Source organism: Paenibacillus sp. FSL P4-0176, from assembly GCF_037975265.1.
GTDB classification, from domain to species: domain Bacteria; phylum Bacillota; class Bacilli; order Paenibacillales; family Paenibacillaceae; genus Paenibacillus; species Paenibacillus amylolyticus.
On sequence record NZ_CP150242.1, the window covers coordinates 1,767,261 to 1,781,849 of the forward strand.

Consider the following 14,589-nt stretch of genomic DNA (forward strand, 5'->3'; position numbering starts at 1 on the left):
CACTATCTCATTAAGAAATATTCGGTATTCTACCTCTATTACCATATTATTGTATAGAGGAGGATACCGAATATGAAGTCTCAATTTAGTACAGTAAGACTAAGATACATATACATTGGAGGAGCAAGCGCGTTACTGAGCGCAGCGCTCCTTTTTGTCGTTTATCACGTGCTACGGTTTGCCCACAATCACATCCTTCCAGATGCAGCATGGATAACGCGTATGATGAACTGGGGAATCAATCATATCGGAACAAAGCCGCTCTTTATCTTCATTGGAGGAGCCATGTTTGCGATCTTTTTCTGGATTCGATCCCAGAAGATTGCGGAAGATCTCAGTCAACTTGCACGCGGAACAGCCGAACTTGCATTGGGCCACAATCCTGGAAGAATTGATGTTCTAAGTGGTGGTGAACTACGACAAATTGCTGCCAATCTGAATGTAATTACGTTTCTCCTGCATGAGGAAGGGCTGAGCAGATCAGAACCGAAACATGAGAGAAGAGAGGTAGAGGGAGCGTTTATTCAGCATGAGCAACCCGGCCTTCAGCAACATAATGAAGAAGACAAGGAGAACACTCAAACTATTTCTACACAGGTTGACCTACCGATAAAACTTACTCTCTACGGTATTCAATCTTCTCTGGATGAGATTATCCAAGGGCGGTGTCAGGACGAGATGGAAGTTCAGCATTGGGTCAAGTTGGCGTATGAACAGACATTGCTGCTTCATCATGCTCTGGAGATTACACAACGAGATAGACAGGAACACGAAGTTTCAATTGAACGGGTACACAAGGAGCCTGAATGTTGAAACACGTGAGCAAGCGATGGATGTATTACGTTTTTGATGCCGCAGTGGTTGTAGTTTTGATATTGACCCTTTTCTATCTCTATCTGATTACTTATGGCGAAGGAATGCTTCGCAATCGTCCAGAGGCCATGCAGGTGGCCTCTTCAACCATGATTACGAATGCAGAGGGGACCGAAATTTCGAGGTTGCATACGCAGACCAAAGGGTATTCCGAATATGCTGAACTGAACGCTATGCCAGATTTATTAAAGATGGCTTTTTTGGCTACAGAAGATCGACGTTTCTACAACCATGATGGACTAGATTTCATCGGACTTGGCAGAGCCATTATGCAAGACATCTTACATATGAATCTGAGTCAGGGAGGAAGCTCCATTACGCAACAACTGGCAAGAAATCTGTATTTGAATGGGGATAAAACGTTGAGTCGAAAGGTGAATGAGATATCGATTGCGATGGCCCTGGAGAAGAAGTATAGCAAGGATGAAATTCTGGAAATGTATCTGAATCAGATCTACATGGGACGCCAGCAGTATGGTGTAAAAGCGGCAGCCTGGCGGTATTTCGGAATTAAGGATATGCACCAATTGAAACTATGGCAGATTGCTACATTAGCTGGAATGCCCAAAGGTCCATCCATATACAATCCAGTAGATCATCCTGAACTTTCCAAACAAAGACGTGCCGTTATCCTTGGACTAATGCATGAACAGGGACTCATTACACGAAAGCAGATGCTCCAAGCCCGTGACGTCGATTTCACGCCGCCTGAAACCGTATTGAATGCAACAACTTCACCGGGCTTGAGCGAGCCCGCATATGTGTCTGCCGTGGATGCTGTGATTCAGGAGGCTTCTCGGCTCACAGGTAAAAGTGAAGCAGAGATTCAATCGGCAGGTTGGGTTATTCAAACTGGGCTAGACGAACAGGCACAACTGGCGATGGAAGAAACATTTGCAGACGCTACCCGATTCCCCGATGATCGCCAAGACGAGCAGGTCCAGGCAAGTATGGTTATTATCGACCAGCACAACGGTGAAGTGAAAGCGATGATGGGTGGACGTAATCCTTTAAAAGGGGGCATCAACCGGGCGATTATGGATGCAAGGCAGCCAGGTTCATCTTTTAAACCGATTATTGCATATGGCCCTGCGTTGGAGTCGGGGAAGTTCAAGCCAGAGAGCATACTACCGGATAAACGCATGCAATATGGCAGCTATCAACCTTCCAATCTCGGTGGGCGTTACAGTGGTTCAATAGCCATGTCCCAAGCCTTGCAAAAGTCTATCAATGCCCCAGCCGTATGGCTGCTTCATGAGACAGGACTGAACGATGCACATCAATTTGCGGCACGACTCGGTATTGAACTGGGGAAAGAAGATCTAAACCTCTCAATTGCCTTGGGAGGTGTGCATCAGGGAGTGTCGCCAATGAAGATGGCGCAGGCCTATACGGTGTTTGCGAATCATGGCAAATTGAATACAGCCCATCTGATACGCGAGATTACAGATTCACAAGGACGGACAATATTTGCTCATAAGTCGGAAAATAAGCAGGTAATGTCCTCCAGTACGGCGAATGCCATGACCAGAATGCTGCAAAATGTAGTCAGTCAGGGAACAGGAAGCCAGGCACAACTCGGTCAGCACAAGGTAGCAGGGAAAACGGGAACAACACAGGCTGCATTACCTGGTGTGGGAAGAGAGGCCAATCGGGATTTGTGGTTTGTGGGCTATACGAGCAGCTGGACTGCGGCGGTCTGGATGGGATTTGATCATACGGATGAAGAACATTATATGAGGTCAGGAAGTGGTGTTGCAGCGGAGTTGTTCGCAACAGTGATGAGACGTGCTACCCAATAGAATGCAAGAGAGAGACCTTAGTCCAGATGGTTCTTTCCTTCTCTTGGATAACACAGAAAATAGCTTCTAATGTATAATATGTGTCTTATCTATCGTAAACGGAGGCTGAAATGAACTATAAATATAGGGACTCGGAACTGGATACAAGCTCGCTGCAGCCTAAAAGTGGTATCAGACCGGAACGGCCTGGCATCTCCGGATTAGGCGGATGGCTTATATTAATTCAGATTGGCCTGTGGGTCACACTGGTGCTTCTTATTGCGGATATGTCGCAGGTAAATGTCATTATGGATCCGGTGAGATGGGAGGGTGTCCGTGGTGTTGATTCGGAACTTTATACTGAAGGGATACGCCCGCTCCTTTGGTTCGGAGTCATAAGCAGCGTCATGTTACTATTGCTCGTTATCGTGAATCTCGTACTGCTGCATAAGAAAAAAAGGCAATTTCCGTGCATGATGATTATTCTGTACATTGCAAATGTATTCATTGGAGTCGTGACATGGATCTTGATCGCACGAATTGAGATTCCGAGAGAGCAACATGTGCTCGATCCAACATCAGCATTTAATTTAACAATCCGATCGCTTCTGACATGTTGTATCTTTATCCCGTATTTCCTACGGTCGGTACGTGTGAAAAATACGTTTGTGAAGTAAATAGACTTCTTTGATTGTCTCACTGCACTATGCACTATAGTGCTCTATAGGATAGTGACACGTAAGGCCCGTAGGTATACAAGATTTCATCCTGTATGCCTAACGGGCCTTCCGCGTGTTGAATATTTTGAAAAGAATAATCATTTCGATGATGATTTTGTCCGCAGTGAGGCGGGAATTCGGCGTATCATCTGGTTTAATACCTCGGATAACACCAGGCCTACGGCAATAGCGCCAGATAACATGAGTGCCTTGGCAGCCATCTCCATAGCGGCACTGTAGTCATTTTGCACAAAACTTCGCATCGCATTATACGCCAGTCCACCAGGAACCAGAGGGATGATGCCTGCGACGCTAAAGATGATAACGGGTGCGCGAAACATGCGAGAGAATACCTGGCTGATGACACCTACGGCTATGGTCGCTGCAAGTGTAGCAGGAACCGCATCCGCTGCATATTCAAGCACAATATAGATAATCCAGCCGATCATGCCGACAAATCCACCGTGGAGCAGCATGCGCCGTGGTGCGTTGAAGATGATCCCAAACGCGGCTGAGGCGACAAAACTGGTCAAGGCTTGTTCAATAAAATGGAGCATATCCTGCATTCCTCCGTCTTACATAAAAAGTGAAAATACAACTGCAATGCCTGTACCTATAGCAAAAGCAGTCAGAAATGCCTCGGCTCCCTTGGATAATCCGGAGACGAGATGTCCGGCCATCAGGTCGCGTACAGCATTGGTAATCAGCAGCCCCGGAACCAGCGGCATAACCGAACCAATAATGATTTTGTCCCGTTCATGACCCACTCCCATATAGATCAGGAGAAAAGCGAGTAAGCCAATGACAAAGGATGCCGTAAGCTCGGCAAAGAATTTGACCCGCACCAACCTGTGAAAGGCAATAACGGCTGCATAACCTATGCCCCCGCATATTAACGCCGGAAGAAAGTCGCTCCAGCCCCCGCCAAACATAATGGTAAAACAACCACTGGATAACGCTGCGGCCGTAAGCTGCACAGCCGTTGAATAGGAGGAGGGCTTTCCTTCGATCTGTATCAACAGATCATGGGCTTCCTGAGCGGATAGCTCACCTTGTCCGATGCGGCGGGAGACCGCATTCACCTCGGACACCTTGTCCAGATCTGTCGTACGCTCGGAGATGCGAATCAGCTTGGCAGGTTCGGTTGCATCAACAGAGAAGAAGATGCCTGTCGGAACAACGTAACTGTGCGAATGGGGTAAGCCCAGCGCAGCTGCCATACGTTTCATCGTATCTTCCACACGGTAGGTTTCACCACCGCTTTGCAGCATGATTTTGCCTGCGAGCAGACAGATTGCAATCACGCGTGATTGTTCAGTAGGATTGCTGCCAATCATACCCGTCTCGGCTTGTGATACGGGTGATGAATCATGACGTATGTATTCCAACCGGATCAAGCTCCGTTTCATATGAGATATGGGGTGGTGCGACACCATTGTATCATATTTCACACGCTCGCAAGGAATCATACGGCACCATCGCCAAGACGATAAAAAAGCCTCGTTCCCAAGACTTGAAGATCTCAGGAGCGAAGCTTCTTGGAACAGGTTCGGATATAAAGGCACAATGCCACTACATCAACAGTGTGATAACCAACAATTCATACAGCACCAGCGGCAAAATGGTTGGTCCAAACAAGGCGCGCGGTTCAGGATATCCATGCATCGGGGTAACCTGGAGATACAAAATTCCCCGGTCTGCACTGATGATGACACCTTCCCATACTTGCCCATCGATATTCTGGACTTGTACCTTCTTGCCTACATGCTGCCGGGCTGTATGATGAAGCATATTCCGCACATTTTGCACGGATTGAAGCATCGGTTGATTGGCTTGATACACGACACGTGTGGATGGCGTGGATGTGGATTCAGACATGATGCACAACCCTTCCTCAAAATAAGTTCTTACTTCAAGGTATGCATCTGCCTATAAAAGGTGATTACACAAACGCCATCTCAAGGCTCCCGCGTCCATTTTCATAAGCGACTTTGCCTAATGCTCCATTCACAAAGGTGAGCTGGGGTGGAACATGGCCGAGATCCACATCGTACAGTACAGGGACATCCAGACCCCCAAGTGCAGAGGATAGGGCATCGGTGAAATTAAAATCCGCTGTATCGGAATAACCCGCAGGTCGGCCAAACATGAAACCTTTCACACCAGCAAACCAGCCGGCCTGTCTCATCTGCCACAGATGACGGTAGATATCCCCCGCATTCATTTCACAGCTTTCCAGATACCAGATCGTTCCTTCATCTGCACAGTACTGATCCAGATACGATTGGACGGGTGCATACGGCGTACCAATCAGACTAGTGATCGTATCCATACAGCCACCGATCAGCCGACCGGAGAACGACACAGCGGTATCTGCATCTACCGAGTGGCCGAGCTGTTTCCAGCGTGAAGGTGTATCCAGGTTAAATCCAGGAGATTCCGGTTTCCATGCCGATTGATAATGTGTAGAAGACGATTGTGTGATCTGCCCGCCGTATTTGGTCTGTAACACATCAATCCAGCGCGCAGTCACGGGATCGAGGGCGTTTGATCTTAGATCAACATAGTTGGTGCCATGTGCTGATGCTGTTCCGGTGATCAGGGTATAGGCGAACAGGAACGTACTGATATCCGAATATCCCATGACCCATTTGGGCGGTAATGTTTTCAAAGCTTCCCAATCCAGCAGGGGGAGGATATCCATCAGAAATTCCCCGCCCCATGGAGGGATAATGGCTTGAATATTTGGATTGCGGAAAAACTCATTCATCTCTTCGGCGCGTTCCTCTTTGGAGGCACTCACACATTTGGTGTTGTGGCGGAGCGATGGGCTTTCCAGCACGCCAAAACCAAGGCGCTCCATATTACGTTTGCTCTCCTCAAGATAATGGTATAGGGATTCGCCTACACCGCTGGAGGGTGCTGCTACACCGATGGTATTTCCCGGAGCGAGTGGCTGCGGATAACGGATGGAACGTTGATTCATATCTAAACACACCTTCCCTATGAACATCATTGCTCGTAATAATGAATGTTTCCATTATATAGAATATTTGCGATAATCACAGCCTACTGGTAGAAAATTAAGGATTAACAGGGATGTCCAATGAGAAGGGAGACTTTACTTTCATCGGATAGGTGGAGATGTTCATTTTCACTTCCCCTTTTAATTTGGCTCCATTTTTGATAGTAGAAGAAACAATCGTATGACTGTCATCCGTTCCCTCTCCACTACTCCAACTGGAGCCAGGGACTTCATATGACTTCCCTGTACTGTCTGTAACTTTCCTGAAAGTTAGAACGAACCCACCGTCCATCCTGCCAGCAACGGAGAAGTCAATAATTAGATCTTTGCCTTCGACCTTGCTGCCTACCATCTTCAATCCAGGTGGTCCACCTGTAATCCGGTGTGACTTCAGATCAAGGGTAAGATCCAACTCATCTTTATCCAATCCGGAGAAGCCAGATCCCTGTAACGTCAGCTTTTTCGGTATGGAGAAGTACATGCTTTCGAAGTAAATGGAACGTTCATCCTCACCGGTTGAGGTATCTGTTCTCCACGCGCGGCCTTGCTCATCAACCAGTTGAAGATCGCTGAGGCCAAATACCTTCTTGGTATTTTTAGGATCAAAATTCACATCAAGCACAAGACGTGTTGGATACATAGTAGCCTGTTTCACATCAATACGCTGTCCATCCACTGTTAACGTCTGATTCACAGGAATGACCTTTTTCATGCCTTTGGTAAGATTCTTGTCTACCGGGAACGTTATTTTCCACTTTTCTGCACGCGTTGTATCTCTGGCCTTAAACACGACGCTCAGCTCTTCAGGAGGAGAGGTTCCATCCGTGAAGATCACGTCTATCATATTCTCATTCACATTCTCGTCTGGTGAAGGTGTTGGATAAGCGTGAGTAAACGCAACTGGAAGATAATTACCGTTCTCATCGAGCAGATCAATATCATAGTTGAATTTCTCGGGATCTTTCATGCCTTTCATCGTGTAAAAAATAACCATACGTGACTCGTCTGTGATAATGCCATCAACGGTCAAGGAAGTACCATCATGCTCGTCGGTGACACCGATCTTCTGCAAGAGAGACTGATCGATCGCCATCATTAATCCTTTGTCCTGGCGAATCATGCTCACAATGCCTTCCATGCCAGGCAATTGCTCCACAAAGGACGCAAAGGCGGGAGAGACGCGGATACAACCGGTAAACAACAGGATGAGGGCAGCTGCCGAGATTGAGCTCATATACCAGCGCAGCCGGGACTTTCGCTTATGGGCAGCCTGGCGGATTCCGGACTGCACAGCCTGATAGGCAGCATTCGGTACAGGCATGGTTTCATATTCCGTCTTGCGAGCATTCAGCCGTTCTTCCAATGTGTCAAATGGGTTTTGTTCATCCGTCATGAGGATATATCTCCTTTCGTTTCAAGTTGATCACGGAGCTGTCCGAGTGCCCGATGTAATCGGGATTTTACGGTTCCGGTCGGGATTTCGAGAATATCGGCAACTTCAGTTAAGGAGAAACCTTCGAAATAACTCAGAATAATAATCTGTTTGCAATCCCGGTCAAGAGTGGATACGGCAGCAGCAAGATCGGGGTCCGCAGGACGATCCCAACTGCTGGATTCATGAATCTCGGTGACGGGACTGAACCGACTTTTTCGTTTGCGTTCGTCCGCACAGTAGTTGAGCAGAATGCGGATGAGCCAAGTGCCAAAGTAGGAGGGCACTTTTAATTTTTTGAGTTTATGGAAGGCCCTAAACGTTGATTCCTGAATCGCTTCGAGCGCATCACCTTCGTTATGCAGGTAGGCATAGGCGATACGGTACAGTTGGCTCTGATGTAATTCCATTAAGGCTGCAAAAGCCTCGGCATCCCCTTTTTGTGCGGCGATGGTGAGCTGAGAAGGGGTCACATGGCTCCTCCTTTCATGGATATGTTGAGTATTAGACCGCGTAAGGCTCCAAACGGTTCTTATTTTCTGAAAAAAGGTATGTAATCGGACAACAAATAACCGTCAGACCTTCTCTTTGTACTCCAAAAAGAGTCCTGACGGTTATTTGCGGTATTGCTTACGCTATCCAATCATTATTGCTGATGCGCTGTAATGGCTGTTCGTAGATATGAAGCTGTAGACGTGTTACCACGTTCAAGTGAAATATCCAGTGCGGTCTGGCCCGCTGAGTTCAGCACGTTTGGATCAGCTCCATGCTGAAGTAACATCTCGATAAGTTCGATCTGATCCGTATGAAATGCTGCGGAGTGCAACGCATATTGTCCATCGCTGTCCAGAATACCCGTGGATGCCCCATTTTCGAGTAAAAGTTGGATAACTTCTGGTGAACGTTCTCCAGCAAGTGCGGCATGCAGTGCAGTATTGGACGGAATAAAGGAAATCTTGGAATGAGAAAGGGCGTTAACATCCGCTCCATGCTCCAGAAGAAGACGAACTACTCCTGCTTGTCCATAATGAGAGGCATATCCCAGCGGAGTTAACCCATCCTGATTTTCAGTATTGGTGAGTTCCGGGTGAGAAGCGAGCAATAATTGCAGGTTGGCCACATCTCCAGACTGTGCAGCCTGAAATAGTTGATTAATCTGTTCTGCATGATTCATAAGGAATACCTCCATCTGATGAGATAATGTAATTATAGATGTTCCTCTTCAGAGGTTCTTCTTCATAATCACCTTTTTGCCCGCAGCTGGGAAGGAGAGCTATGGAAGCGTCTAGTGAATAATGAACTGAACGAACCGAGGCTTTCGAAGCCCACATCATAACAGATATTGGTGACAGACCTGTCCGAATCTAGCAAAAGCCGCTTCGCAGCCAATAGTCTACATTCAGTCAGATAACGATGGGGTGAAGTACCAAACAACTTTTTATAACTGCGTAGAAAATGATTCACGGATAGTTGTGCAGCCGTTGCAGTCTGTTCTAGCGTTAACGTCTGATCATAGTAGGCGGAGATATACTCATGCCCGATATACACTCTTCGGTACAACTCTTCTCTGGTTGAACGTCTGATCATATCCAGTTCGTTGATCTCTTGCTGAACGTTACGGTGTAGATCCAGCATGTGAACAGCAAGCTGATGAAGCTGTTCCGCTATTGCCCAGGAATCTAGCGTGTCTTGACTGTACAAATTCCGCAAATGATTCAGGGCTGCACCAAGCCGATTATCCATCGCGTATGTACGTTCTACCCACTCCATCTTGCTTGAGGGTGAATAACTACACGGCTCATCAAGTAGCCGAAGATCACTGGTAATTAGATTCCGACCGATCTCTTCCACATAACCGGGAGGGAAGAAGATACAGAAGGATTCAACTGGAGTAGATGAATCAATGTGAAGACTATATTCCTGAGCCTCATTCAGAAGCAGATAGTTCTCATTATTGACTGCGAAGTGACCGCGACCCGCTTCATAGAGCGTTTTTCCGTTACGGAATGTTTTCAGTGATAGCGAGCCGCTGCCTTTCCAATCGAATTGAGAACTCAATTCATGCAGAATGAAGGGTACAGGTCGAGGAAGAGGAATCTCCAACACTTGCAAGCACCTCCAAGCTTAATTCTGGTTATACATCTTCTTCACAGCTTCCAGCCCAGGTACCGCAAAGCAGGCGAGTGGAGAGGGCAAATCATTCAAAGGGAACCAGCCGATCTCACCGATGGCTCCGCCTTCTTCCAGATTACGAGCATGACCGCCAATCACCTTGGTGGAATAGAGCACGGATATCCAATGTTCCTTCTGTTGTGGCTGGATCGTCTCCGCCGTGCAGAGCAGACTGTCAATGGCGATATCCAGATTCACTTCCTCCTTGATTTCACGGATGACGGCAGTTTCGAGTGATTCATAGGGATCGACTTTCCCGCCGGGAATACTCCAGGTGTGCTGCTCGGGCTGGCGATTCCGCCAGGCGAGAAGCACTTCGCCCCGTTCATTGAGGATGACCGCACCTACGCCGATGCGAGGTGAAATTTCAGATTCACCTTTTGGAACAGAACTTAATTCCGACATTGACAGCGCAGCTTGTTCGTTCCCATTACGTTGTGAAAAACCACCCGCGTCCATTTCCCCAGATTGAGGAGTGTGAGTAGACTGGAATGACAAGGGAAGCCCAGCCTGTGCGGACCATTCTTCAGCAAGGATACTCATCGAGATCAGGTCATAATGCATGCCATCCCGCAAAACTGCTGAACGCTGGCGACCCTCTTCCCGGAATCCGGATTTTAGGTACGCACGTCTAGCGGCTTCATTGTATTCAATGACTTCCAGCGCAATCCGGTTTAGGTTCAATTCGTGGAAGCCATATCGAAGAATCAGAGCCAGAGCGTCGCTTCCGTAACCTTTACCCCGATCATTTTCTTCGCCGATACCAATGGCAAGACGAGCGGAGCGATTGTTCCATTCAATTCGGTATAGGGCTGTGAATCCAATGAATCGGTTACCCTCCAGTGTACGTAATGCAAATTCAAATCCGTTGTCGCGGCGGACAGACGAAGAACCCGTTTCATCCGGCGTTAACGGGATCGCGATATCGGTATCCATGTTGCGCAAATATTCATAATCATCTGTGAAGCGGGAGAGACGCATGCAATCTTCCGGGCATGGGGCCGCTAATCTGACTTTGGAACCTTGAAAACCATTTAAATGACGTGGAGACATGTTGCACCTCTTTTGTTCGATATGAAATCAATCGTTTCTCCCCATTATACTACGAACAGGAGAGGATACCGAAAAATGGCACCAAACGAGCTACACTCAGGGAAAAACAACAAAAAAAAGCAGCCGTTTCGGGCTGCTTGTACATTCATTATTTCAGATCATTCAATAAATTCTTCATTTTTTTGTAATGTCCACTGACCCGATCAACCATGTAGTTATACATGAGCTGATTCTCCGAAAGATTCGCCATTTCCTTGTCAATGTCAACGTTATTGTTGTTATTGTTCATGGCTGTTTCGTTGTTCTCGACAATTCGGTACTGTACGATGGAAGAATTGGGATCACTGATAGGAAAGTGTTTGTCATGAGTCCGCTTCATGGCGAGCTGATCTGTTTTGCCATTTTCAACGATACGTCTCAACTCTTCCTGAAACTCTACCGTTTTCTTTTTGTAGTTAGGCGTGTCTGCATTGGCTATGTTGTTGGTAATGGCATTATGCTGTGCAGTAAGCGCTTGTAACAGTGATTCGTTACGTCTTGTCGTATTCGTTTCGATCACGGGCTCAGTCTCCTTCACTGTAGATTGTACAGTTACTTCTATAATAAGAAATTAAGTTGCACACTGTCAACATAACAAAGAAAAAGACAAGCACATGCCGGAGGTCCCCCGATAAGAAGAACCCTGCCTTCATGAAATCTTGTCTTAGATTTTGCCCTCATGGATCAGCGTTGAACAACCTCTTAAGAGGGACGATTAATATTTTTGCCGTAATAGATCTCGTCCATCTCCAGCTTCAGCCATTCTGTAATCTCCTGTTGTTCCTTCTTGCTGAGCTTATCCTTGGTGTACCCAAACAGATAATTGTCGAGGTCAAATTCCCTCAGTTTACACTTGGTGTGAAAAATATTCTCCTGATAGACGTTCACGTCAATCATGTCAAAGCTGCTCTTGATCTCATCCGGAATATAATTCTGAATCGAGCCGATCTCATGGTCAATGAACAGCTTGCGTCCGCTCGTATCCCGCGTAAAACCACGCACCCTGTAATCCATCGTCATAATGTCCGTATCAAATGAGTGGATCAGATAATTCAGTGCCTTAAGCGGTGAGATCTCACCACAGGTGGAGACATCAATGTCCGCACGGAAGGTACTAATACCTTCACTAGGATGAAATTCAGGATAGGTGTGCACAGTGATATGGCTTTTATCCAGCTGCATGACAACGTTATCGGGCAGAGGGCCGGGAGATTCATCAAGTGATTCTTCGGGGATCTCCACGATTGGACCTTCCGAGACAAGCATCGTAACACTCGCACCTTGAGGCACGTAATCCTGCTGAGCGACATTCAGCACGTGGGCTCCGATGATATCGGAGACGTTGTTCAGAATTTTGCTCAGCCGTGCGGCGTTATACTGTTCATCAATATATTCAATGTAAGCTTCGCGTTCGTCTTTGGTTTTGGTATAACAAATATCGTACATATTGAAACTCAACGACTTGGTAAGGTTGTTAAATCCATGCAGTTGAATGCGCTGCTCTGGCGTAATTGTCATGGTTGCAGTTCCCCTTATCCCATACGACATATCATCGCAGTTATAATACTACTTATACCCAACCTGCCTCGAAAAAAAACATATGTACGTCATTCAAAATACGATTCCCCTCTGATCACAGCTATGCATGAAAGGACTTCAGATGATCTACATTTTTTCAGAATGAAGAATCGTCGAAGTCCGCAATATCGTTCATGCGCTCATCCTCAGCTACAGATTGAATATCCTCTGAAGTGACACTGATGATTGTATAGTCCTCGTTCTGCTGTTTCTTCACGGCTTTTTCCTTCACAAAACGGGGACTGCCTTCTCCGGCATCTTCGTCATAGACGAGTAGAAGACCGTCGCTTTTACGCAGCAACAGGTCATCCCGTGCAGTGAACTGCCACGGCCCGATATAAGGTTGATTGCTAATCGCACCGTAATAGTCCACACCCGAGAGGATGGAACGGTAATACTCCTGCTTGTCTTCTTTCCATTGCTCCTCCGGGTTCTGAAAGGCAGTGATGATCGACAGTTTCAGATGTGGATACGTCTTCTTCAGATCAATGACCACTTCGCAGGCCCACAGGTCCACACCGTATTGTCCCGGCGTCAGCACCCATTCCAGACCATCTTCGACAAGAGGTGTGAGACGGGAGGAGATGGCTTTTTTGATAAAAGGAATACCTTCATGTTTCTGTCCAAAAATCTGCAATTCATGTGCCCGGTAACCGGTGATTAACAGGTTTTTCAGTGTCCGTTCCTCCTTTCAGGCATGTTCAATCGATTAGTGAATTTTCTATATATGCACACATTAGAGGTGCAGTTATTTCGCAGGTGGAGTTTCTGCACGGAACGGATACAGGAATGGCTTTGGAATATCCGTTTCGAATGACATTAACTCATCCGTTGTGGGATGAATAAACGAGAGTATACGTGCATGAAGTCCGAGACGGCCAAGGTCTCTTGTGCGTGCGCCGTATTTTCTGTCACCGGCGATCGGATGTCCGAGATCTTCCATATGCACACGAATCTGATTTTTACGCCCTGTCTCCAGACGCACTTCCAGCAAGGAGAATTCGCGGTTCGACTTCAGACGTTTGTAATGTGTAATGGCATGTTGTCCATCATTCGGACGAGAGCTGGAATACATTTTCAGCGTTTTGGTTTCCTTCAACCAGGAAGAGATGGTGCCTTCTTCTTTGGCTACTGAACCTTCAACAAGGGCAACGTATACGCGGTCCTGCACATTTTCCTTCCAGTTGTTTTGCAGCTTCTGCTGCACCTCTTCACTTTTGGCAAACATCATCACACCCGACGTATCCCGATCCAGACGATGTACAACAAAGATCCGGTTGAGCGGATTCGTGCGGCGTACATGCTCTGTCAGTTGGCGATAAGCCGTCAGGTCATCCGTCTTGTCAGCGGCAATGGACAACAGTCCAGCTTCCTTGCGGATCACAATGATATCATCGTCTTCATGCAAAATGTTAATACCCGTCAAGGATGGAGCAGCAACTGCACCTTCTTTTCGAATGTAGACAATCTGACCTGGCGTCAGCGCTTCATTAAACTTGGTTACAACCTTCTGATCCACGGATACCTGTCCACGGCCCAGAATGGACTTCACTGCGTTCCGTCCTGATTTCAAATGCTGCAACAGGAAGTTCAACAGTTCATCCGGTTCGGTCACTTTGTACTGGCGTGGTGGTTCCTGCTTGCGATAGTAGGAATTGCCTGGTCGTTTGGATGCGCTGGCATTTTTGGGTTTGTTGCCTCCAGCTTTCTTGGGAGCACCCGATGATTTCGCGGCTAATGGCTTCTTATTCTCCTCCGTATTGCGTGATGCGGGAGCACCTGATGTTTTGGCAGATGAGAAGTTGGACTTGCCGGAACGTGCTGAAGATGAACCTGTATAAGATTTCCCCTTGGCCGAGGCCGATGTCTTGCTGGTTGGACGTTTGGGTTTATTCATGAATAGTAATCTCCTTCTGA

General features: G+C 47.1%; 16 protein-coding genes and 1 pseudogene. 3 read left to right on the top strand and 14 right to left on the bottom strand.

Annotation, left to right across the window (positions count from 1 at the left end):
• Positions 1-72: 72 nt before the first annotated feature.
• From MKY95_RS08080 to MKY95_RS08090, 3 genes are all read left to right on the top strand, one after another.
• Positions 73-813, top strand: a complete 741-nt coding sequence (locus MKY95_RS08080) for a hypothetical protein (protein WP_036610683.1) — start codon at positions 73-75, stop codon at positions 811-813.
• Positions 807-2,675 (top strand): PBP1A family penicillin-binding protein, encoded by a 1,869-nt coding sequence (locus MKY95_RS08085; protein WP_339198017.1) that lies wholly within the window; start codon positions 807-809, stop codon positions 2,673-2,675. Before MKY95_RS08080 ends, MKY95_RS08085 begins: the two co-directional genes overlap by 7 nt.
• A 110-nt stretch (positions 2,676-2,785) precedes the next feature.
• Positions 2,786-3,331, top strand: coding sequence for a DUF2569 domain-containing protein (locus MKY95_RS08090; RefSeq protein WP_051449641.1), 546 nt, complete (start codon positions 2,786-2,788; stop codon positions 3,329-3,331).
• A 140-nt stretch (positions 3,332-3,471) separates the two neighbouring features.
• Here MKY95_RS08090 and MKY95_RS08095 read toward each other — a convergent pair whose 3' ends face one another.
• From MKY95_RS08095 to MKY95_RS08160, 14 genes and pseudogenes are all read right to left on the bottom strand, one after another.
• Positions 3,472-3,930, bottom strand: a complete 459-nt coding sequence (locus MKY95_RS08095; protein WP_047842069.1) for a threonine/serine exporter family protein — start codon at positions 3,928-3,930, stop codon at positions 3,472-3,474.
• 18 nt (positions 3,931-3,948) lie between these two features.
• Positions 3,949-4,710: a threonine/serine exporter family protein gene (locus tag MKY95_RS08100; protein WP_036669533.1), complete on the bottom strand. Its 762-nt coding sequence runs from the start codon at positions 4,708-4,710 to the stop codon at positions 3,949-3,951.
• Positions 4,711-4,945: 235 nt separating this feature from the next.
• Complete coding sequence (locus MKY95_RS08105; protein WP_076327230.1) at positions 4,946-5,251, bottom strand: hypothetical protein; 306 nt, start codon at positions 5,249-5,251, stop codon at positions 4,946-4,948.
• 64 nt (positions 5,252-5,315) lie between these two features.
• Positions 5,316-6,359 carry a S66 peptidase family protein gene (locus MKY95_RS08110; RefSeq protein ID WP_339198022.1) on the bottom strand — a complete coding sequence of 348 codons (1,044 nt, stop codon included), beginning with the start codon at positions 6,357-6,359 and terminating at the stop codon, positions 5,316-5,318.
• Positions 6,360-6,456: 97 nt separating this feature from the next.
• Positions 6,457-7,791: a DUF4179 domain-containing protein gene (locus MKY95_RS08115; RefSeq protein ID WP_339198024.1), complete on the bottom strand. Its 1,335-nt coding sequence runs from the start codon at positions 7,789-7,791 to the stop codon at positions 6,457-6,459.
• Positions 7,788-8,303, bottom strand: coding sequence for a sigma-70 family RNA polymerase sigma factor (locus MKY95_RS08120; RefSeq protein WP_339198027.1), 516 nt, complete (start codon positions 8,301-8,303; stop codon positions 7,788-7,790). Before MKY95_RS08120 ends, MKY95_RS08115 begins: the two co-directional genes overlap by 4 nt.
• Before the next feature lie 173 nt (positions 8,304-8,476).
• Positions 8,477-9,004 carry an ankyrin repeat domain-containing protein gene (locus MKY95_RS08125; protein WP_339198030.1) on the bottom strand — a complete coding sequence of 176 codons (528 nt, stop codon included), beginning with the start codon at positions 9,002-9,004 and terminating at the stop codon, positions 8,477-8,479.
• A gap of 68 nt (positions 9,005-9,072) precedes the next feature.
• The gene (locus MKY95_RS08130; RefSeq protein WP_339198033.1) at positions 9,073-9,936 is read right to left on the bottom strand and encodes an AraC family transcriptional regulator; all 864 of its coding nucleotides are present in this window, start codon (positions 9,934-9,936) and stop codon (positions 9,073-9,075) included.
• A gap of 18 nt (positions 9,937-9,954) precedes the next feature.
• On the bottom strand, positions 9,955-10,407 hold the full coding sequence (locus MKY95_RS08135) for an NUDIX domain-containing protein (RefSeq protein ID WP_244988445.1): 453 nt from the start codon (positions 10,405-10,407) through the stop codon (positions 9,955-9,957).
• A gap of 159 nt (positions 10,408-10,566) precedes the next feature.
• Positions 10,567-11,055, bottom strand: a pseudogene (locus tag MKY95_RS08140) (GNAT family protein); the annotation flags it as partial.
• 148 nt (positions 11,056-11,203) lie between these two features.
• Complete coding sequence (gene flgB / locus MKY95_RS08145) at positions 11,204-11,614, bottom strand: flagellar basal body rod protein FlgB (protein WP_036610664.1); 411 nt, start codon at positions 11,612-11,614, stop codon at positions 11,204-11,206.
• 182 nt (positions 11,615-11,796) lie between these two features.
• On the bottom strand, positions 11,797-12,612 hold the full coding sequence (speD, locus tag MKY95_RS08150) for an adenosylmethionine decarboxylase (protein WP_036610662.1): 816 nt from the start codon (positions 12,610-12,612) through the stop codon (positions 11,797-11,799).
• A 157-nt stretch (positions 12,613-12,769) separates the two neighbouring features.
• A complete protein-coding gene (locus tag MKY95_RS08155; RefSeq protein ID WP_026081201.1) occupies positions 12,770-13,348 on the bottom strand; it encodes a DUF1273 domain-containing protein in 579 nt (192 codons plus the stop codon).
• 72 nt (positions 13,349-13,420) lie between these two features.
• Entirely contained in the window at positions 13,421-14,569 is a 1,149-nt protein-coding gene (locus MKY95_RS08160; protein WP_339198036.1) for an RluA family pseudouridine synthase, read from the bottom strand.
• Positions 14,570-14,589 lie beyond the last annotated feature (20 nt).

Excerpts from the sequence above, each read along its gene's own strand:
- MKY95_RS08160 (WP_339198036.1), bottom strand. The coding sequence starts at position 14,569 with ATGAATAAACCCAAACGTCCAACCAGCAAGACATCGGCCTCGGCCAAG.
- MKY95_RS08095 (WP_047842069.1), bottom strand. The coding sequence starts at position 3,930 with ATGCTCCATTTTATTGAACAAGCCTTGACCAGTTTTGTCGCCTCAGCC.
- MKY95_RS08090 (WP_051449641.1), top strand. The coding sequence starts at position 2,786 with ATGAACTATAAATATAGGGACTCGGAACTGGATACAAGCTCGCTGCAG.
- MKY95_RS08085 (WP_339198017.1), top strand. The coding sequence starts at position 807 with ATGTTGAAACACGTGAGCAAGCGATGGATGTATTACGTTTTTGATGCC.
- speD (WP_036610662.1), bottom strand. The coding sequence starts at position 12,612 with ATGACAATTACGCCAGAGCAGCGCATTCAACTGCATGGATTTAACAAC.
- MKY95_RS08105 (WP_076327230.1), bottom strand. The coding sequence starts at position 5,251 with ATGTCTGAATCCACATCCACGCCATCCACACGTGTCGTGTATCAAGCC.
- MKY95_RS08135 (WP_244988445.1), bottom strand. The coding sequence starts at position 10,407 with ATGTCGGAATTAAGTTCTGTTCCAAAAGGTGAATCTGAAATTTCACCT.
- MKY95_RS08115 (WP_339198024.1), bottom strand. The coding sequence starts at position 7,791 with ATGACGGATGAACAAAACCCATTTGACACATTGGAAGAACGGCTGAAT.
- MKY95_RS08110 (WP_339198022.1), bottom strand. The coding sequence starts at position 6,359 with ATGAATCAACGTTCCATCCGTTATCCGCAGCCACTCGCTCCGGGAAAT.
- MKY95_RS08125 (WP_339198030.1), bottom strand. The coding sequence starts at position 9,004 with ATGAATCATGCAGAACAGATTAATCAACTATTTCAGGCTGCACAGTCT.
- MKY95_RS08080 (WP_036610683.1), top strand. The coding sequence starts at position 73 with ATGAAGTCTCAATTTAGTACAGTAAGACTAAGATACATATACATTGGA.
- MKY95_RS08100 (WP_036669533.1), bottom strand. The coding sequence starts at position 4,710 with ATGATTGGCAGCAATCCTACTGAACAATCACGCGTGATTGCAATCTGT.